The 18381-nt window shown below is 70.7% G+C and carries 17 protein-coding genes; 11 read left to right on the plus strand and 6 right to left on the minus strand.

The annotated features are described in order from the left end of the window. Positions 1–77: 77 nt before the first annotated feature. Positions 78–1088 (minus strand): NADP-dependent oxidoreductase, encoded by a 1011-nt coding sequence (locus tag ACIA8K_RS18945; protein WP_396060585.1) that lies wholly within the window; start codon positions 1086–1088, stop codon positions 78–80. Positions 1089–1181: 93 nt separating this feature from the next. Here ACIA8K_RS18945 and ACIA8K_RS18950 point away from each other — a divergent pair, with 93 nt between their 5' ends. The 8 genes from ACIA8K_RS18950 (at position 1182) to ACIA8K_RS18985 (ending at position 7931) form a co-directional block, all read left to right on the plus strand. Beyond that, entirely contained in the window at positions 1182–1736 is a 555-nt protein-coding gene (locus ACIA8K_RS18950; RefSeq protein ID WP_396060587.1) for a TetR family transcriptional regulator, read from the plus strand. 245 nt (positions 1737–1981) lie between these two features. After that, complete coding sequence (locus ACIA8K_RS18955; RefSeq protein ID WP_396060589.1) at positions 1982–2965, plus strand: methionine ABC transporter ATP-binding protein; 984 nt, start codon at positions 1982–1984, stop codon at positions 2963–2965. Positions 2966–3008: 43 nt separating this feature from the next. Continuing rightward, a complete protein-coding gene (locus tag ACIA8K_RS18960; RefSeq protein ID WP_396060592.1) occupies positions 3009–3665 on the plus strand; it encodes a methionine ABC transporter permease in 657 nt (218 codons plus the stop codon). 122 nt (positions 3666–3787) lie between these two features. Then, positions 3788–4606 (plus strand): MetQ/NlpA family ABC transporter substrate-binding protein, encoded by an 819-nt coding sequence (locus tag ACIA8K_RS18965; protein ID WP_396060594.1) that lies wholly within the window; start codon positions 3788–3790, stop codon positions 4604–4606. 82 nt (positions 4607–4688) lie between these two features. Further along, positions 4689–5633 carry an amino acid ABC transporter permease gene (locus ACIA8K_RS18970; protein ID WP_396060597.1) on the plus strand — a complete coding sequence of 315 codons (945 nt, stop codon included), beginning with the start codon at positions 4689–4691 and terminating at the stop codon, positions 5631–5633. Positions 5634–5716: 83 nt separating this feature from the next. Continuing rightward, on the plus strand, positions 5717–6469 hold the full coding sequence (locus tag ACIA8K_RS18975) for an amino acid ABC transporter ATP-binding protein (RefSeq protein ID WP_396060771.1): 753 nt from the start codon (positions 5717–5719) through the stop codon (positions 6467–6469). 83 nt (positions 6470–6552) lie between these two features. Then, the gene (locus tag ACIA8K_RS18980; protein ID WP_396060600.1) at positions 6553–7536 is read left to right on the plus strand and encodes an ABC transporter substrate-binding protein; all 984 of its coding nucleotides are present in this window, start codon (positions 6553–6555) and stop codon (positions 7534–7536) included. Beyond that, complete coding sequence (locus ACIA8K_RS18985) at positions 7533–7931, plus strand: hypothetical protein (RefSeq protein ID WP_396060602.1); 399 nt, start codon at positions 7533–7535, stop codon at positions 7929–7931. The genes ACIA8K_RS18980 and ACIA8K_RS18985 overlap by 4 nt, the downstream gene beginning before the upstream one ends. A 58-nt stretch (positions 7932–7989) precedes the next feature. On the opposite strand, the gene ACIA8K_RS18990 is transcribed toward ACIA8K_RS18985, so the two are convergent. After that, positions 7990–9189: a Clp protease N-terminal domain-containing protein gene (locus ACIA8K_RS18990; RefSeq protein WP_396060604.1), complete on the minus strand. Its 1200-nt coding sequence runs from the start codon at positions 9187–9189 to the stop codon at positions 7990–7992. 430 nt (positions 9190–9619) lie between these two features. Between ACIA8K_RS18990 and ACIA8K_RS18995 the strand changes: the two genes are divergently transcribed. Both ACIA8K_RS18995 and ACIA8K_RS19000 read left to right on the plus strand, forming a co-directional pair. Beyond that, a complete protein-coding gene (locus ACIA8K_RS18995) occupies positions 9620–10561 on the plus strand; it encodes a glycosyltransferase family 2 protein (protein WP_396060607.1) in 942 nt (313 codons plus the stop codon). Further along, entirely contained in the window at positions 10558–11709 is a 1152-nt protein-coding gene (locus tag ACIA8K_RS19000; protein ID WP_396060610.1) for a mannosyltransferase family protein, read from the plus strand. The genes ACIA8K_RS18995 and ACIA8K_RS19000 overlap by 4 nt, the downstream gene beginning before the upstream one ends. Positions 11710–11882: 173 nt before the next feature. On the opposite strand, the gene ACIA8K_RS19005 is transcribed toward ACIA8K_RS19000, so the two are convergent. The 4 genes from ACIA8K_RS19005 to ACIA8K_RS19020 form a co-directional block, all read right to left on the minus strand. Then, a complete protein-coding gene (locus ACIA8K_RS19005) occupies positions 11883–12431 on the minus strand; it encodes a dephospho-CoA kinase (protein ID WP_396060773.1) in 549 nt (182 codons plus the stop codon). A 5-nt stretch (positions 12432–12436) separates the two neighbouring features. Continuing rightward, complete coding sequence (locus ACIA8K_RS19010) at positions 12437–12613, minus strand: hypothetical protein (RefSeq protein ID WP_396060613.1); 177 nt, start codon at positions 12611–12613, stop codon at positions 12437–12439. Between the two features lie 95 nt (positions 12614–12708). Continuing rightward, on the minus strand, positions 12709–16224 hold the full coding sequence (locus ACIA8K_RS19015; RefSeq protein WP_396060615.1) for a family 78 glycoside hydrolase catalytic domain: 3516 nt from the start codon (positions 16222–16224) through the stop codon (positions 12709–12711). A gap of 355 nt (positions 16225–16579) precedes the next feature. Further along, the gene (locus ACIA8K_RS19020; protein WP_396060617.1) at positions 16580–17416 is read right to left on the minus strand and encodes a LysR family transcriptional regulator; all 837 of its coding nucleotides are present in this window, start codon (positions 17414–17416) and stop codon (positions 16580–16582) included. Between the two features lie 83 nt (positions 17417–17499). Between ACIA8K_RS19020 and ACIA8K_RS19025 the strand changes: the two genes are divergently transcribed. Next, on the plus strand, positions 17500–18357 hold the full coding sequence (locus tag ACIA8K_RS19025) for an LLM class flavin-dependent oxidoreductase (protein ID WP_396060620.1): 858 nt from the start codon (positions 17500–17502) through the stop codon (positions 18355–18357). Positions 18358–18381 lie beyond the last annotated feature (24 nt).

The following is an 18381-nucleotide window of genomic DNA, read 5'->3' on the forward strand; positions in this document are numbered from 1 at the left end:
GCATGCTCCCGCGGCCACCGGATCCGTGGGTGGCCGGGAAAACCGCGCGGGCGCTACTCGGCGTTGGCGGCCGGTCGTCAGGCAACTGTCAGCACGATCTTGCCCTGGATGTGGCCGCGGGCCGCGCGTTCGTGGGCCTGGCGGGCCTCGGCGAGCGGGAAGGTGCTGTCGATGGCGACCTGTACGGTGCCCGCGTCGAGGAGGCGGCCCAGCTCGGCGAGCTGCGGGCCGTTCGCGCGGACCTGGGTGCTGGAGACCGTCACGCCGAGCCGCGCGGTCTCCTCGGGGTCGAACACGCCGAAGAAGACCGGGAACAGCGCGCCGCCGCGCCTGACGGTCCGCAGGAAACGGCTGCTCGTCGGCCCGCCGACCGCGTCGAGGACGAGATCGGCATCGCGCACGATGTCCTCCGGGCGGTTCGTGGTGTAGTCGATGAACTCGTCGGCGCCGAGCGTGCGCAGGAACGACTCGTGTCCGCCGGAGGCGACCGCGATCACGTGTGCGCCCTTCCATTTCGCCAGCTGCACGGCGAGATGGCCCACGCCGCCGGCCGCGCCGTTGACGAGCACTGTCGTGCCGGGGCCGAGCGGCACGGGGGCATGCCGGGTGGTCTGGAACGGGGACGGGTGGTCGTGCCCGAGCGCTATCAGGAACTGCCACGCGGTGAGCCCGGCCATCGGCACGGCGGCGGCCGCCACATGGTCGATGCCGGCCGGCTTGAGCGCGAGGTCCGTCACGGGCACTGTCACGTACTCGGCGTAGGCGCGGGCGTCGAAGCTGGGAAAACGGACCATGCTGAAGACCTCGTCGCCGGGCGCGAAGCCGTCGGCCTCCGCGCCGACCGCCTCCACCACGCCTGACACGTCCGTCCCCGGGATCAACGGCAGACGGAGGGGCGGCCGCATCTCCGGCGGCATCACTGTCAGTCCGTCGCGCACGTACCAGTCCGGCGGGTTGACGCCCACCGCGTGCACCCGGACGAGCACCTCGCCGGGCTTCGGCTCGGGGACCGGGGTGTCCTCGTACCGCAGCACGTCCGGGCCGCCGAATCCGTGCAGCCGGACGGCCTTCATCGTGTTCGGTGTCATCGCGTCCTCGTTCTCGGTATGGCTAAGATGCCCTTAGCGGGGCACTGCTCCGAATATATATGGAGCACTGCTCCGATTGTCAAGGTGGGGTTCATGCGGGCTGATGCACGGAAGAACTACGAGCAGTTGCTCGCGGTCGCGCGCGATGTCGTGGCCGAGCAGGGCGCGGACGCGTCGCTGCGGGACATCGCGCGCCGGGCCGGTGTGGGCCTGGGCACGCTGTACCGGCACTTCCCGACCCGGGAGGCGCTGCTGGAGGCGCTGCTCCGGACCGGTTTCGACGACCTGGCGGCGCAGGCGGCCGTGCTTGAGCAGGCGGACTCGTCGGGGGAGGCGCTCGTGACGTGGCTGCGCGAGTTCGTCTCGTGCGCGCACCGCTTCAAGGGCGCGATCGATTCGATGGTGGCCGCGATCGAGGACCCGGACTCCGCGCTGCACGCCTCGTGCGTCGGGATGAAGGCGGCCGGCGCGCGACTCCTCACCCGCGCCCAGGCGGAGGGCGTGGCGCGTACCGACGTCGACCCGACCGACCTCTATGCGCTTGGCGGCGCGCTGGCCTGGGTCGGTGACCAGCCCGCGCTCGCCTCCCGGGTCGATCATCTCTTCGGCGTCATCGCGGAGACGCTCCTGACGACTCCGGCACGGTGACTGTCGCGGGACGCACCTACCCGGATCGCCATGCCCCGGATCGCCATGCCCCGGATCGCCATGCCCCGGATCGCCATGCCCCGGATCGCCATGCCCTGGATCGCCATGCTTGTGGTGAGACCGCGCTCACGATGCGCTGAAAACCGGTAAAGCCTATCGGGTTGGTAGTGTGAGGTTGCCGAGCGCGGCCGGTGATTACGCCGCGCCGCGCTCCCACTCACCCCCAGCCCACCAGGACTCTGCTTGTGATCAGCCTCAACGACCTGCGCAAGGTCTACCGCTCCCGGGGCGGTCCGGTGACCGCGCTCGACGGCGTCAGCCTGGACGTCCCGGAGGGCGAGATCTACGGCGTGCTCGGGCGCAGCGGTGCCGGCAAGAGCACGTTGCTGCGCAGCGTGAACCTGCTTGAGCGCCCCGACTCCGGCACCGTGACCGTCGGCGGCGTGGAACTCACGTCGTTGCCGGAGCGGCGACTGCGCCGGGAACGCCAGCGGATCGGCATGATCCACCAGCATTTCGCGCTGCTCAGCTCCCGTACCGTGGCGGGGAATGTGGCTTTTCCGCTTGAGGTCACCGGCACGTCCCGCGGTGAGCGCACCCGCCGCGTCGCGGAGCTACTGGAGCTTGTCGGGCTGGAAGGGCGCGCGGACGCGTATCCGGCGCAGCTGTCCGGCGGGCAGAAGCAGCGCGTCGGCATCGCACGGGCGCTGGCCGGCGACCCGGCCGTGCTGCTCTCCGACGAGGCCACGTCCGCGCTGGACCCGGAGACGACCGGCTCGATCCTGGAACTGCTCGCCGACCTCAACCGGCGGCTCGGCCTGACCATCCTGCTGATCACGCACGAGATGGACGTGGTGAAGCGCATCTGCCACTCCGCCGCGATCATGCGCGACGGGCGGTTCACCGAGTCCGGCCGGATCGAAGAGGTGCTGGCCCGGCCCGGCTCCGAGCTGGCCGCGGAGTTGCTGCGCCTCGGCCCGGCGCCGCACCTGCCCGGCGAGACGATCCTGGACGTGACGGTCAGCGGCGACCAGGCGGAACGGCCGCTGATCGCGGAGCTGGCCCGCCGCTTCGATGTGGACGTGCGAATCCTCGGCGGCACTGTCGAACAGCTCGCCGCCACCCGCGCCGGGCGCCTGCGCCTGGTCCTGCCCGGCGAGCGCGCCACAAACGAACCGGTCCTCACCTGGCTGCGCGAGGCCGGCATCCCGACCGAGGCGGCGCCATGAGCCGCCGGCGTCGACAGGTCCGTACCATCACGGGGAGTCCGGCATGACCTGGGAAGACATCTGGCCGCTGCTCGGTGAAGGGCTGTGGGAGACCGTCTACATGGTCGGGATCTCCACAGCGATCACCGCGCTCGGCGGGCTGCTGATCGGCGTGCTGCTTGTGCTCACCGAACGCGGCGGCCTGCTCTCCGCCTGGCCGGTGAACCTGGCGCTCGGCCTGATCGTCAACGTCGGCCGGTCGCTGCCGTTCATCATCCTTCTTGTCGCGGTCATCCCGTTCACCCGCGCGATCGTCGGCACCACGATCGGCACCGACGCCGCGATCGTGCCGCTGACAATCGGCGCGATCCCGTTCTTCGCGCGCATCGTGGAGACCGCGATCCGCGAGGTGCCACGCGACGTGGTGAACGCCGCGATCGCGGCCGGCGCGTCCCGCTGGCAGCTTGTATACAAGGTGCTGCTGCGCGAGGCGCGTCCCGGCCTGGCCGCCGGGCTGACGATCACGGTGATCGCGCTCGTCGGCTACTCCGCGATGGCCGGGACCGTGGGCGGCGGCGGGCTCGGCGACCTGGCCATCCGGTACGGCTACCAGCGCTTCGAGACCGAGGTCATGGTCGCGACGGTGGTGGTGCTCGTGCTGTTCGTGCAACTCGTGCAGAGCCTCGGCGATCTCGTGGTGCGCCGCCTCTCCCACCGGTAGATACCTGGCCCCGGGCCACCCACGAGTGATCCACCACCCCGGATCAGGCCTGGGGCCATCCTTCTCGCCGCCGTCACCGCGCGGTTTTATCCCGAAATATTATGACAAGAAAGGTCAAGATGATGCGTCGTACCCTCGTCGCTCTCACCGCCGCCGCTTCGCTCCTGATCGGCCTGGCGGCCTGCGGCAACGACTCCGAGGAGGGCGTCGCGGCAGACGGCACCCTCACCGTCGGCGTCAGCCCGGTCCCGCACGCCGAGATCCTGAAGTACGTGAGCGACAACCTCGCCGCAGCCGAGGGCCTGAAGATCGAGATAGTCGAGTTCAACGACTACATCCAGCCGAACACGGCCCTCCAGGACAAGCAGCTGGACGCGAACTACTTCCAGCACATCCCGTACCTGGAGGAGGAGATCGCCTCCAAGGGCTACAAGTTCACCCCGCTCAAGCCCGTGCACATCGAGCCGCTCGGCGTCTACTCCAAGTCGGTCAAGGCGCTCGCCGACGTGCCCGTGGGCGGCGTGGTCGCGATCCCGAACGACCCGTCCAACTCGGGCCGCGCACTGAGCCTGCTCGCCGCCAACGGCCTGATCACGCTGAAGGACGGCGTCGGCGTCAAGGCCACCGAGCAGGACATCACCGGCAACCCGAAGAACCTGACGTTCGAGGCGCTCGAGGCCGCCCAGCTGCCGCGCAGCCTGGAGGACACCGCGATCTCGGTCATCAACGGCAACTACGCCATCGAGACCGGCCTCACCCCGGCCAAGGACGCGCTCGCGCTGGAGACCGGCGCCGGCAACCCCTACGCCAACCTGCTCGTGGTCCGCACCGGCGACGAGACGAACGAGAACATCGTCAAGCTGGAGAAGCTCCTGCACTCCCCGCAGGTCAAGGACTTCATCGCCCAGAAGTACAACGGCTCGGTGCTCGCCGCGTTCTGAGTCTAGATCTAATCCTATAGGTGAAGTAGGCTTTTGAGGGCGGGCCACGGAGGGCCCGCCCTCATCTGTCTAGGAGACGCCAGTGGCGGACCTCGCGACACGCACGCTCTCCCCGCCACTCGATCCGGAACAGCTTCGCGTGATTCCGGCCCGCCACCCGTGGCGCTGGGTCGCCGCCCTGGCCGTGGCGGTGCTGCTGGCCATGGCGCTGCACGCGTTGATCACCAATCCGGCGTGGGACTGGCCGATCGTCGGGCAGTACCTCTTCTACGAGACGGTGCTGCGCTCGGTGTGGATCACGCTGCAGCTCACCGCGTTCGGCATCGTGTTCGGCTTCGCGCTCGGCACCGTGCTCGCACTGATGCGGCTGTCTGGCAGCCCGCTGCTGTCCGGCGTCGCCTGGGCCTATGTCTGGGTCTTCCGGTCCGTACCGCTGATCCTGCAACTGCTCTTCTGGTTCAACCTCGCGCTGCTCTACGACAGCATCTCGCTCGGTGTCCCGTTCGGACCGTCGTTTGTGGAGTTCGAGACGAACGCGCTGATCGGCCCGATGACCGCGGCCGCGCTCGGCCTGATTCTGCACCAGGCCGCCTACTGCGCGGAGATCGTCCGGTCCGGCATGCTCTCCGTCGACGCCGGCCAGCAGGAGGCCGCGGCCGCGCTCGGCATCCCGTGGCGGCGGCAGGTCACCCGGATCATCCTGCCGCAGGCCATGCGCACCATCGTCCCGACCGCCGGCAACGAGCTGATCGGCCTGGTCAAGGGCACCTCGGTGGTCTACATCATGGCGATCCCGGAGCTGTTCTACCAGGTTCAGGTGATCTATGCGCGCAACGGCCGGGTGATCGCGCTGCTCCTGGTCGCCGCGATCTGGTACCTGATCCTCACCACGGTGCTGTCCGTCGCACAGTTCTACATCGAGCGCTACTACGCACGCGGCGCGGTGCGCGTGCTGCCGCCGACGCCGCTGCAACGGCTGCGGGCCCGGGTGGACACGTTCGCCGCGGCGCGGAGGCAGCGGGCATGACGAGCGAGCTTGCGAGTGAGTCCGTCAACTCGGTGCCGGCCCCCGCGGAACCGTACGGTGGACGGCCGTCAGGCGAGCCGCCGATGGTGGCGGTGCGCGGCGTGCACAAGAGCTTCGGGCCGCTGGAGGTGCTGCGCGGCGTCGACCTGACGGTCCGCGCGGGCGAGGTGGTGGTGATCCTCGGTCCGTCCGGGTCGGGCAAGTCCACGCTGCTGCGCGCGATAAACCACCTCGAAAAGCTCAACCGGGGGTACGTCGAGATCGACGGCGACCTGGTCGGCTACCGGCGGACCGGGAATCGGCTGCGGGAGCTGAAGGAGCGGGAGGTGCTGCGGCAGCGTACCCACGTGGGGTTCGTCTTCCAGAATTTCAATCTGTTCCCGCACCTGACCGCGCTGGAGAACGTGGCCGAGGCGCCGATCTCCGCGCAGGGCCGGCCTCGGCGTGCGGCGCAGGAGGATGCGCGGCGGCTGCTCGCGCGCGTCGGCCTGGCGGAGAAGGCGGACGTCTATCCGCGCCGGCTCTCCGGCGGGCAGCAACAGCGGGTGGCGATCGCCCGCGCGCTGGCGCTGGCGCCCAAGGTGGTGCTCTTCGACGAGCCGACGTCCGCGCTCGACCCGGAGCTGGTCGGCGAGGTGCTGGATGTGATGCGCGACCTCGCCCGCAGCGGCACCACGATGATCGTCGTCACGCACGAGATCGGCTTCGCTCGGGAGGTCGCGGACCGGGTGGTGTTCATGGACGCCGGCCTGATCGTCGAGGAGGGGCCACCGTCCGAGCTGCTGGACGCGCCGCGCCACACCCGGACCAAGGCGTTTCTCGCGAAGGTTCTCTGAGCCCGGGGCCACTACGCGCTGTTGATATCCCGTTCGCCGACGGCGTCGGGCGGGTCCGTCGTACCCATTAAGGAGATTTTTTTATGGTTTATCTTGATCGTCGTGGGGTGCTGGCCGCCGTTCTCCTCGCGGCCACCGCCGCCCTCACCGCCTGCGGAACGCCGGACGACCTGAAGGCGCAGCCCGCGGGTGCGGCCTCGGGCGAGCCGGGCGTGCTGACCATCAACACCTCCCCGGACCAGCAACGGATCCGGGCGGAGAAGGATGCGACGATCGCCGCGGCGGTGCCTGCCGCGATCGCGTCGAAGGGGAAGCTTGTGGTCGGCACCACCGGGTCCGGCGTGCCGCCGCTGTCGTTCCGGGCGAGCGACGACAAGACCGTGATCGGCGTGGAGACGGACGTCGCGCAGCTGGTCGCGGACGTGCTGGGGCTGGAGCTGGACATCCAGGCGACGTCCTGGGAAAACCTGTTCCTGGTGGTCCGGTCCGGGCAGTACGACGCCGGCTTCTCCAACATCACCGTTACCGAGGAGCGCAAGGACATCTACGACTTCGCCACCTACCGCGTCGACACGGTCGCGTGGGAGGTGCCTATCGACTCGAAGCTGACCACGATCACCAAGCCGGCCGACATCGCCGGGCTGACCGTATCGGTCGGCTCCGGCACGAACCAGGAGCAGATCCTGCTCGGCTGGGACCAGCAGAACAAGGCGGCCGGGCTGGAGCCGATCGAGATCCAGTACTACCAGAACCCGGCCGACTACTACCTGGCGCTCGAATCCGGCCGCATCGCCGCCTGGCTCGGGCCGAACCCCACGTCCGCCTATCACGCCGCGGTCTCCGGCAAGACGAAGATCGTCGGGCAGATCCAGGGCGGCGGCGAGATCGCGGCCCAGATCGCGGCGATGACCGCCAAGGGCAACGGGCTCGCGCAACCGGTCTCCGACGCGCTCAACCTGGTGATCAAGAACGGGAAGTACGCGGAGGTGCTGGCCCGCTGGGGCCTGACCAACGAGTCGATCCCGGCCTCCCAGGTCAACCCGCAGGGTCTTCCCCGCAAGAAGTGAGAGTCCTGCTCCTCTGCCTGGCCGCCGGGTTCACCACCCTGATCGACCAGTCGGTCCTCAATGTCGCCGTGCCGGCGCTGCGCGACTCGCTCGGCGCCGGCACGCAGGAGATCCAGTGGCTGCTCGCCGGGTACTCGCTCGCCTTCGGGCTGGCGCTGGTGCCCGGCGGCCTGCTGCTCGCCGCCCTCGGCCCTGCCCTCGGCTGGCGGGCCTCACTTTTCATCAACGTGCCGTTCGGGCTGGTCAGCGGCGTCTACCTGACGGCCGCGGTCGGCAGCGAGCGCGGCGCGGCGGCCAGAGCGCTGCTGATCTGTGTGGGAATGCTCGCGGCGTCCGCGGTGTGCGCACTGCTGGCGGCGCGGTCGCCGGCCCTCTCCGCCCCGGCGGCAAGGTGACCGCGATCAGTACCGGGTGATGATGAGATCGACGCGCACGCGCATGCCTTACCGGGGCTCAGCGCGGATGCAACGCAGTGCGGAGCGCGAGGGGCGGATGCGTGAGCAGGCCCGTCATACGGCTGGCCAGGGCCCGCGAGCGGCCGGCGGACGCGACGAGCGCACGGCGGTTCGCGGCCCAGGCATGCAGTGCATCCGCACCGGCGCGCCGGACCGCGAGCCGGTCGCACGCCAGCTCGGACCACCACCGGATGCCGGTGCTCGCGACCACCACGGCCACCATGGCGACCGGGATCGAGCGCGGGTCGAAGCTGAACACCGCCGCGAAGCACAGGCTGGCGCCCACCAGCCCTTGCAGCGTGAACGAGACGGTGTCCCGGTGGGCGAGGTGCGCTATCTCGTGCCACAGCACGAACTCCGCGTACTCCGGATGGCCCTCGGTGTCGCTCGACATGATGAGCGAGGCACGCCCGCCGAACCGGATACAGCGGTCGTGGAGGACCTCGTTCGTGACCCGCACCTCGAGCCGGCGCAGGCCGAGCCGGTCAAGCAACGGCTGCATCTCGCCGGGCAGGACCAGCCTGGTCGCCGAGGAGGTGCCGTTCCTCAGGTGCCGCCGGACGGAGAGCAGACTCGCGGGCAGCAGGAAGAGCAGTAGACCCAGCCCCATGGTCAGGACCAGCTCGGGGCCGGCTGTGTCCCAGGTGACGGCGAGCACCGCGGCGTAGGCCAGAACGAAGGGGGTCAGCGCTGCTACGGCGACGGCCACGGCCCGCGCACGTCCGGGCAGGCCGTCCGTGCGGGAACCCATCGCTGCCAGGACCGGCCGGAGAGGGCTGAAACCGGCTTCCCGGCAGCAGTCGGTGTGATGCGTCCCGGTCAGCGCCGCGCGGACAGCTACCGGATCGGTGCCCGCGGCGCGCAGCACCAGCGCCACCGGTCCGTCGTCGCTCTCAGGGCCCAGCACGGCAAGGAGAAGGTCGGCGGTGGTGACCCTGTCCCTGTCTGCCTTCCCGGCGTGCACCGCGCCGGCCCTGACGACCTCCAGGCCTGTGGGGAACCGAGGCGCGGCACCCGCGAGCGTCGACCCCGCCTCACGGATGCGATGCGGGGTCAGCCCCAGCGCATGCCGCGCGACACCCTCGCCGTCCGCCAGGCCGAGCAGCACGTGATAGCTGCTGAGCTGCTCGTCCCCGGCAGCCGTGGCGGCTTCCCGCGCGAGTACGAGTGCCCGGGTCGCCTGATTCCCCACCTGCATGATCGACACCACCCCCGGTGCGGCATCGTGCCACATGCGACAGTCCCGCCCAGCGCTCCCAGTGCGGCGCATAGGTGTCGCCGTCGCGCGCCAGCGCCCGCTGCTTTCGCACAGCCTCAGAAGCCTCGATCCAGATCACGGCGCTGCGGTACGGCCGGAGCTCCGACGCGCCGGAGCCGACTCCCTCAATGACCAGGTCGGTGGTGACGGTCAGGTCTTCCGGAGCGCCGTAGGCGCCGCCCGCCCAGTCCCACCGCCGCCACCACACCTGCTCACCCGCGGCAAGCGGCACCAGGATGTCCATTAAATGAATGTCAGTGCGCTTCCGCGAAACGCGTGCCACCGGGATGCCCGGACGGCAGCATGGGGACCAACGACGGTCGTTCGGCCGATCACATTCTCATCGACCCATCCCCTACCATGGCGAGCTATGTCGATCTTGCTTTCCGTCGTCGTTCCCGTGTTTAACGAGGAGGATGTCCTGCCGTTGTTCGAGGACCGGCTCAGACCGGTGCTCGACGGACTCGATGTGCCGTACGAGGTTCTCGCCGTGGATGACGGCAGCCGGGACGCCACCCCGCTCGTCCTGCAGAAGATGCGCCAGCGGTGGCCGCAGTTGCGGTTCATACGACTCCAGCGCAACTCCGGACACCAGAATGCGCTCACCGCCGGCCTGCACCACGCCCGCGGCGCATACGTGGCCAGCATCGACGTCGACCTTCAGGACCCGCCGGAGACCATCGCCGAGATGCTGCGGCACGCCGAGGCGTCCGGGCTCGACGTGGTGTACGGCATACGGGCGGACCGCACCAGCGACACCCCGTTCAAACGCTGGACCGCCGGGCTGTACTACCGGGTCGTCCGGCGCGTGGTCGGCGCCGAGGTGCCCGCCGAGGCCGGCGACTTCCGGCTGCTCAGCCGCCGGGCGGTGGACGCGCTCACCGGACTGAAGGAGCACAAGCCGGTCTACCGCCTGCTCGTCCCGTGGCTGGGCCTGCCCACCGGTGAGGTGACCTACGTCCGGCAGGCGCGCGCCGCCGGCCAGTCCAAATACCCGGTGAGCAAGATGGTGCGACTCGCCCTCGACAGCGTCACCGGCTTCTCGTCCGCGCCACTGCGCGTCGCGACCTGGCTCGGCTGCGCCGGCGTCGTGGTGTGCGCGCTGCTTGGCGCCGGGGGGCTGGCCGCCTACCTGCGCGGTCATGTGGTGCCCGGCTGGTCGTCGCTGCTTGTGGTGATGGTCTTCCTCGGCGCGCTGCAACTGCTGTGCCTGGGCCTGCTCGGCGAGTACGTGGCGCGGATCTTCACCGCCCTCCAGAACCGGCCCGCGTACGTGGTCAGCTTCGACTCGGAGACGGTGGCGAACCGGTGACCCAGCTCGCCACCGCCGATCTCGAGCTGCCCCAGGAACGAACCGGCATCCGCTCGCCATGGCGAGCCGCGTTCATCGTGGCGATCGCCGCCTGGTCGGCCGCCACGGCCATACGTCTCGCGATCACGGCGTTGACCCCGCATGGCGTCATGGACTGGGTGCAGTGGGACGCGGTGCTCTACGTGCGCATCGCCGAGGCCGGGTACCACGTGGGCGGGCCGAGCTATCCGGCCTTCTTCCCGCTCTATCCGCTGCTGATCCGTCTCGCCGACCCGATCCTGCCGGGCGGTGGCATAGCCAGCGCATTGGTGATCGCCAACCTGAGTGCGATCGGCGCGCTGGCGCTGCTGCACCGGCTGGCCGAGCATGAGACCGACCCGTTGACGGCCCAGCGGGCAGTCTGGTTCCTGACCGCGTCGCCGATGGGTTTCTTCCTGTTCGTCGGCTACAACGAGTCGCTGTTCCTGATGCTGTCGATCGGCGCCCTTTACGCCGCCCGCAAGGGCCACTGGTGGGTGGCCGGCAGCCTCGGCGCGCTGTCGTCGGCCACCCGGCTGTTCGGCGTGCTGCTCATGCTGCCGCTGGCGATCGAGTACCTGCGCCATGCCGGCTGGCAACCGCGCCGGATCCGGCTGGACGTGCTCGGGATAGCGCTGGTGCCGATGGGCGTGGTCGCCTACAGCATCTACTGCTGGCGGGAACTGGGCAGCCCGATGGCGTTCAGCGCCGCCCAGGACCAGTGGAGCCGCCAGTACACGATCCCGGGTGGGGCGTGGGTGATCTCGGCCGGGCAGTCGGACGGGTGGCTGGGCCCGCAGACCCTCGGCTCGATCATCGACGCCGGCTCGATGCTTGTCGTCGTGGTGCTGATGATTCTGTGCGTGGTCGGCCCGTACCGCTTCCGGCTCGACCAGGCCTACCTGGTGGCGTACTCGGCGATCTGCGTCCTTCTGGTGCTGTCGACGGAGGTGGGCGGTCGCGCGCTGCAGTCGGCGCCCCGCTACGCGATGGAGGCGATAGCGATCTTCCTGGTGATGGGGCGGATAGGCGCCAGGCCGACGGCGGACCGGGTCATGCTCACCATTGGCATGGCACTGCACGCCGCCCTGCTGATCATCTACATGAACGGCAACTTCTTGGTCGCCTGAGACGACTCAGATCCTCCGGCGCCGGCCACGTACTGCGGGATCGTCTCCGCGTGGCCGGCGCTGGACGGTGACCGTTCAGACGCTCGCCTGATTCCCCACCTGCATGATCGACACCACCCCCGATGCGGCCTCGTGCCACATGCGACAGTCCACCGAACGCCACGAGCAGCCACTCACGCCGTACCCCCGGTGTTGTCGATGATCCTGTCTGCGTTCTCCCGCACCCGGTGCAGCGCGTAGAACGCGTCCTCCTGCCGCGCCCAGCGCTCCCAGTGCGGCGCATAGGTCTCGCCGTCGCGCGCCAGCGCCCGCTGCTTCCGCACAGCCTCAGAAGCCTCGATCCAGATCACGGCGCTGCGGTACGGCCGGAGCTCCGACGCGCCGGAGCCGACTCCCTCGATGACCAGGTCGGTGGTGACGGTCAGCTCTTCCGGAGCGCCGTAGGCGCCGCCCGCCCAGTCCCACCGCCGCCACCGCACCTGCTCACCCGCGGCAAGCGGCACCAGGATCCACTCCCGCAGCGCCGCCACCCCGCCGAGCAGCCCGTCCCAGCCCGGGTAGAGGTCGTCCATCCTGATCAGCGGCGCGGCCAGCTCCGTGGCGACCGCACCTGCGAGGTGGGTCTTCCCGGCGCCGGATCGTCCCTCGATCGCGATGACGCGAGCGTGGCCGGCCGAGGGCGGCAGCGCCCGGGCCCAGGTGGCGATCTCGCGTGCCGGCATCCCGGTCACGACCGCACGTCGATTCGGGAACCGCCTGCCCTAGCCGCAAGCCCGGTTATCGCGTCGCGGCGGGGATCGCGGCGGCCGGCCTCGGTCTGGATCGTCTCCATGCTCCGATGATCGGTGGCGGCGACGGCCCGCAGCGGTTGCCCCGCCGTGCGGCGTACCAGCAGGCGGTTCACGCCGAGGTGCACCTCACCGCGGGCGTGAGAGCACCGGGCGCCGGGACTCTTCGCTGAAGGGGCGGCCGTCGATGATCGACGGCCGCCCCTGACTCTCACACAGTGAACGTGTACGTCCCCGGTGGCAGCCGGTACTCACCCTGACCCCAGGCCACCGCTTGCGGCGGCACGGTGGTCGCACCCGCGAGGCGTACCGTGGCGCTGGTGTTTGGGGGAATGACCACGTCGAGCGTGAGCCGGCCGCCGGCCTTGCGCCACGACGAGGAGGCGCGGCCGTAGGGCGTGTCGAGCGCTGAGGACGCGGACGTCAGCGTGCCACCGGGCTGCGGCGCGATCAGGATCTGCCGATAGCCAGGCGCAGACGGGGCGAGGCCGCCGACCGACCGGTAGAGCCAGTCGCCGACCGAGCCGAGACCGTAGTGGTTGAACGAGTTCATGTCCGGCGTCTGCAGCGTGCCGTCCGGCCGGATGCCGTCCCAGCGCTCCCAGATGGTGGTCGCGCCGCGGGAGTTCATGTAGCCCCAGCCGGGGTAGTCCGGCTGCTGCAGGATCCGGTAGGCGGTGTCCAGGTGGCCGTGCGAGGCCAGGACCGGCAGCAGGTTCTCCACGCCCATGAAACCGACGGACAGGTGCCCGTTGCGGGCGTCGACGGCGGCGGCGAGCTTGTCCGCGACCGCCTGCTCCCGGTCCGGCGGGACCAGGCCGAACGCGAGCGCGAGCACGTAGCCGGTCTGGCTGTTGCTGCCGACCGTGCCGTCCGCGGCCACGAACCGCGCGGTGAACGCAGCCGCGACCTGATCGGCGAGCTGCCCGTAGGAGGCCGCCTGCGCGTCCCGGCCGGTCGCCGCCGCCATCCGGGAGACCAGCCGGGCGGACCAGGCGAAGAACGCGGTGCTTGTCACGTCCTGCGCGGTCGGGTCCTGCACGTTGAGCCAGTCGCCGTGCGTCCACTGGTCGCGGATCAGGTTCGGCCCGGATGTGGACCGCAGGTAGTCGACCCAGCGGGCCATCGCGTCGAAGTGCGTGTCGGCCGCGCGCAGGTCGCCGTAGCGCTGCCACAGCGTGTACGGCACGATGACGCCCGCGTCGCCCCAGCCGGCCCGGCCCGCGTCCGTGATCACCGCGGGCGCCACGTCGGTGAACGCGCCGTCCGCCCGCTGCGCGTCGACCAGATCGTCGGCGAACTTCGTCAGCAGCCCGTGACCGTCCACATTGAACGCGGAGGTGGACGCGAAGGCCGCGATGTCGCCGGTCCAGCCGAGCCGCTCGTCCCGCTGCGGGCAGTCGGTCGGGACCGACAGCATGTTCGACCGGGTGCCCCACAGGATGTTGTGCTGCACCTGGTTGATCATCGGGTCGCTTGTGGTGAACGTGCCGCTCTGCGCCCCGTCCGTCCAGGCCGCGCGGCCGGTTATCGAGTCGGCGGTAGGCGTACCCGGGAACCCGGTGATCTCCACGTACCGGTAGCCGTGCACTGTGAAGTGCGGCTCGAACGTCTCCGCGCCGCCGGTGCCCTTCAACGTGAACGTGTCGGTGGCCTGCGCCGCACGCAGGTTCGCGGTGTAGATCGTGCCGTCCGTGTTCAGGATCTCCGCGTGCCGCAGCGTGATCCGGGTGCCGGCCGGGCCGGTCGCGGTCAGCCGGTTCCAGCCGGCGAAGTTCTGGCCGAGGTCCGCCACCCAGACACCCGGCCTGGGCTGGGTGATCGCGACCGGCCGGAACTCCTGCTGCACGGTCACACCCGGGTCGACCTGCGCGACAAGCGGCGGCTTGGCACCGGTGCGCACCATCACCGGCTGCGCCCCGCCGGTGACCCGGGCGTCCTGGTCCTCGCCGTGATAGAGGTCGTCGGCCGTGATCGTGCTCGGCTGAGATGACCAGTCCCCGCCGGTACGGATGTCAGTGCGCGTCCCGTCCGGGTGCTCGATCGCCAGCTGCGCGGAGTACCACGGCCGGGTGCCGTACCGCTGGCTGCCGGCGAAGCCGATGTTCCCGGAGTACCAGCCGTTGCCGACCAGCGCGCCGAGCGTGTTCGCGCCGCTCCTCAGCTGACCGGTCAGGTCGTAGACGCGGTAGGGGACGCGCTTGGTGTAGTCGGTCCAGCCGGGCGCGAGCCGCTCCGGGCCGACCTTCGTCCCGTTGATGTAGGTGTCGTGCAGGCCGAGCGCGGTCACGAACAACCGGGCGCGGGCGACCGGCTTGCTCACGTCGAAGCCCTTGCTCAGCAACGGCGCCGGGGTCGGCACGGTGACCTGGGCGCCCCAGGGCCCGGCGCCGTAGACAGCTGCCGCGCGCGCCGCAGCCCAGCCGCCGTCGTCGAACCCGGGCTGCTCCCAGCCGGCCGGGCCGGTCTGCGAGGTCTTCCAGCTCGCGTCGCTGACTGTTCCGTTGCTCAGCTTCGCAAGCAGGCCGGCCGGTCCGGCGCTGGTGTTCGTGGCCGCGATCGCGATCGTGTCCGGGCCGTCCGTGAGGTATGCGCCGATGTCGACTGTGGTCGCACGCTTCCACGAATCGGCGGTACGCCGCGAGGACGAGACCCGGACGCCGTTGACCCAGACGTCCGCGGTGTCGTCGCCGGTGACCGAGAGCGTGGCCGGGCCCGCGATCTCCACGGTCTTGCGGAAGAAGCGGTCGCCTGCCGGAACCCCGGCCGCCGGATCGCCCTCCGGGTACCAGATCCACGACGCGCCGTCGACGTTCGCGCCCGCCGGGCCGCCGATGAAGTCGGCCTGCCACTCGGTGCCCGGGGCGAACAGCCCGGTGTCGAACCGCGCGACAGTGCTCTCCGCGGACCGGCCCTGGGTGTCCCAGACCCGTACCCGCCAGTGGTAGGTGGTGTTGCTCGTCAGCGCCGGGCCGCCGTAGGTCACGTCGACGCTGTCGCCTGATGCGACCTCACCGCTGTCCCACACGCCTGTCGCCGCCGGCGTGGTGCCGACCGTGATCCGGTACCTGGCCTGCTTCTGCACGCCGGCCAGCTGCCAGCCGAACCGTGGCTTCCGGGAGTCCACGCCGAGCGGGTCGTCGCGGCGCTCGGTGGTCAGTCCGCTCACGCTCGCCGGGCTGCCGTCCCGGGGCGGGAGCACCTCACGGTTCCACGGCGCGACGCCGTAACGCCCGGCCACCCGCGCCGGCGACCAGGTCTGCGGCACGCTCGCCGCCGCCTGCCACGACGCGTCGGTGACCAGGTTCAGCGTGCCGCCGCTGCCGGTGATCTCGACGCGCCCGAGCACGCCCGCCGGCCCGGCGACCGCGTTGCGCGCCGCGATCAGCAGCGTGTTCTCCGCACCCGGCCGCAGCGCCGCCGCCAGATCGATCCTCTGCGACTGCTTCCACGAGTCGGTGACCCGCGCGGACCCGGCCAGGTACGTGTCGTTGAGCCAGACGTCCGCGGTGTCGTCGCCCGCGACCGTCAGGTGCGCCGTGCTGAACGGCCCCGCCGGTGCCGTGAACGTGCGGCGCAGGTAGCGGGTGGCCGCCGGCACGCTCTGCGCCGGGTTGCCTTCGTTGAACCAGATCCAATCGGCGGCGTCGAGCGGGTCTGCGTGCTGCGGGCCCGGTAGCGCGCCCGCGATCAGGAGAGCGGAGGTCAGGACGTGTTTCCATGCCATGCGGTGCTCCTCGGTGGGGGGAGGGTTACGCATTTGCACGTTTCAATGTACGGGTGATATCGATCGCTGTCACCTGCCATCTCGGCGCGACGCCCGCCCCACCGGACCTCGCCGCCCGTCGTCTGCGGCCGGGCAATCGTGCCGCACCGGGGCTCATTCCCGGCCTCCACCTGCGGGGATCAACGCGCGCGGTGGCTGCTGCCGAGGCGCCGGCGATGTCGATGTCGTCGCCGCAAATCGTTTCAGCGGGGCCTCGCAGGTGATCTAGCGGCCCGCGAACGCTGCCATGTCAGTCCGCGAACGCTGCCATGTCAGTCCGCGAAGGCTGCCATGTCAGTCCGCGAAGGCTGCCATGTCAGTCCGCGAAGGCGGCCACGAACGAGGCCATGCAGGACGCCGGCGTGATGTGTGACGTCACCACGTGCCCGTCGATCGTGAGTGGAGGGTCGAGCGGCACCCGGCGTACCCGCGAGGAGGTGATGGTTTGTTCGGCGGGGAGCAGTGTCCAGGCGTGCGGATCCGTGGCGACCTCGAAGACCGCGTTGAGCAGGTCTCCCTGGGCGGCCCGCGGCGGGCTGAACGGCAACGCGGCCACAAGCGCGTCGTGCAGGGCCGGGTCGGTGTCCCGGGCCGCGAGTCGTAGGCCGTGCGGGTCGAGGTCGGGCAGTGTGACCGACGCACCCGGCACGCCCGGATGGTCGAGCGAGACGATCGCGTGCAGCGGCTCTGTCCAGGCCCGGACCGCTGTCACGGCCGAGGTGCCGATCGTGCCGCGGACCAGCGCGAGGTCCAGGTCCCCGGCGCGGACCGCCTCGAGGCGCGCCGCCACAGGCAGCTCGACGAGCGTCGGCGGTGCGGAGCGCCCGGCCAGCCGGCTCACCGCGCGTTCCAGCCGGTCGGTCAGCCCGGAGGTGATGCCGACGCGGAGCACTGCCGCGGGTCCCTCCGCGACCACCCGGACCCGGGCCGCGGCGGCGAGCGTCTCCCGGGCCGCGTCGAGCACCCGGGTGCCGGCCGGTGTGAGTCGCACCCGGCGGGAGGTGCGGTCCAGGAGTTGGACGCCGAGTTCGCGTTCGAGGCGGGCGATCTGCTGGCTTACCGCGGGCTGCACGATGCGGAGGCGGTCGGCGGCGCGGCCGAAGTGCAGCTCCTCGGCGACGGTGACGAAGTAGCGCAGCGACCTGAGTTCCACCCTCCTGATCTATCACGGAATGTGATCGCTGCCCAGTGAACGTGACCATCGACCACCGGCCGGAACCTCGCTGGGATGGACCCATGCGAATCGGAACCGCCCAGATCATCGCGCCCACGCCCGCCGCAGTCGTCGAGGCCGCTGCCGATGCTGCCCGGCGTGGGCTGGACAGCTTCTGGACCAACCAGATGCCGGGTGGCTGGGACCCGCTCATGCTCCTCGGCCTGCTCCGGGAACGCCCGGCGGAGATCGGGACCGGGATCGTCCCCACCTTTCCGCGGCACCCGGTGACGATGGCGGCGGAGGCACTGACGCTCAACGCGGCCGGCGGCGGGCTTGTCCTGGGCGTCGGGACGAGCCACGCCTGGTACGTCGAACAGCAGCTCGGCATCCCGTACACCTCGCCGCTGCGGCACACCCGGGAGTACCTGGACGCGCTCCGGCCGCTGCTGCGCGGCGAGCACGTGCGGCGGTCCGGCGAGTTCGTCACCGTCGACACCGCGCTGGAGACCGCCGCCGGAAAGCCACCATCAGTGCTCCTGGCCGCGCTCGGCCCCAAGATGCTCGCGCTGGCCGGGGAGTTGGCCGACGGCGTGGTGGCGACCTGGGTCACCCCGGAGATGGTCGCGGAACGCCTGGTCCCGAGCCAGCCCGAGGGGGCCAGGATCGTGGCGAGCCTGCTGACCGTGCTGACCACCGATCCGGACGCCGCCCGCGAGCGCCTGGCCCGGGATTTCGCGATGGCGGGGGAGTCGCCTGCCTACAAGGCGTCGCTCGGCCGGGCCGGGATCGGCATCGCGGACACCGTGGTCGCCGGCGACGAGGAGACGATCGCGCGGGCGCTTGACCGGTTCCGGGACGCCGGCGTCACCGATCTGATCCTGATGCCGTTCGGCGGCCCCGAGGACCGGGCCCGCACGCTCAACATCGTCACCGCGTAGATAGATCAAGATCACGAGGGGGTA

It is taken from the genome of Catenuloplanes sp. NPDC051500, from assembly GCF_044454585.1.
In the GTDB taxonomy this organism is placed as follows: domain Bacteria; phylum Actinomycetota; class Actinomycetes; order Mycobacteriales; family Micromonosporaceae; genus Catenuloplanes.

Coding starts and splice junctions, on each gene's coding strand:
- ACIA8K_RS18945 (WP_396060585.1), bottom strand. CDS start 1,088: ATGACACCGAACACGATGAAGGCCGTCCGGCTGCACGGATTCGGCGGC.
- ACIA8K_RS18950 (WP_396060587.1), top strand. CDS start 1,182: ATGCGGGCTGATGCACGGAAGAACTACGAGCAGTTGCTCGCGGTCGCG.
- ACIA8K_RS18960 (WP_396060592.1), top strand. CDS start 3,009: ATGACCTGGGAAGACATCTGGCCGCTGCTCGGTGAAGGGCTGTGGGAG.
- ACIA8K_RS18965 (WP_396060594.1), top strand. CDS start 3,788: ATGCGTCGTACCCTCGTCGCTCTCACCGCCGCCGCTTCGCTCCTGATC.
- ACIA8K_RS18975 (WP_396060771.1), top strand. CDS start 5,717: ATGGTGGCGGTGCGCGGCGTGCACAAGAGCTTCGGGCCGCTGGAGGTG.
- ACIA8K_RS18980 (WP_396060600.1), top strand. CDS start 6,553: ATGGTTTATCTTGATCGTCGTGGGGTGCTGGCCGCCGTTCTCCTCGCG.
- ACIA8K_RS18990 (WP_396060604.1), bottom strand. CDS start 9,189: ATGCAGGTGGGGAATCAGGCGACCCGGGCACTCGTACTCGCGCGGGAA.
- ACIA8K_RS18995 (WP_396060607.1), top strand. CDS start 9,620: ATGTCGATCTTGCTTTCCGTCGTCGTTCCCGTGTTTAACGAGGAGGAT.
- ACIA8K_RS19005 (WP_396060773.1), bottom strand. CDS start 12,431: ATGCCGGCACGCGAGATCGCCACCTGGGCCCGGGCGCTGCCGCCCTCG.
- ACIA8K_RS19015 (WP_396060615.1), bottom strand. CDS start 16,224: ATGGCATGGAAACACGTCCTGACCTCCGCTCTCCTGATCGCGGGCGCG.
- ACIA8K_RS19025 (WP_396060620.1), top strand. CDS start 17,500: ATGCGAATCGGAACCGCCCAGATCATCGCGCCCACGCCCGCCGCAGTC.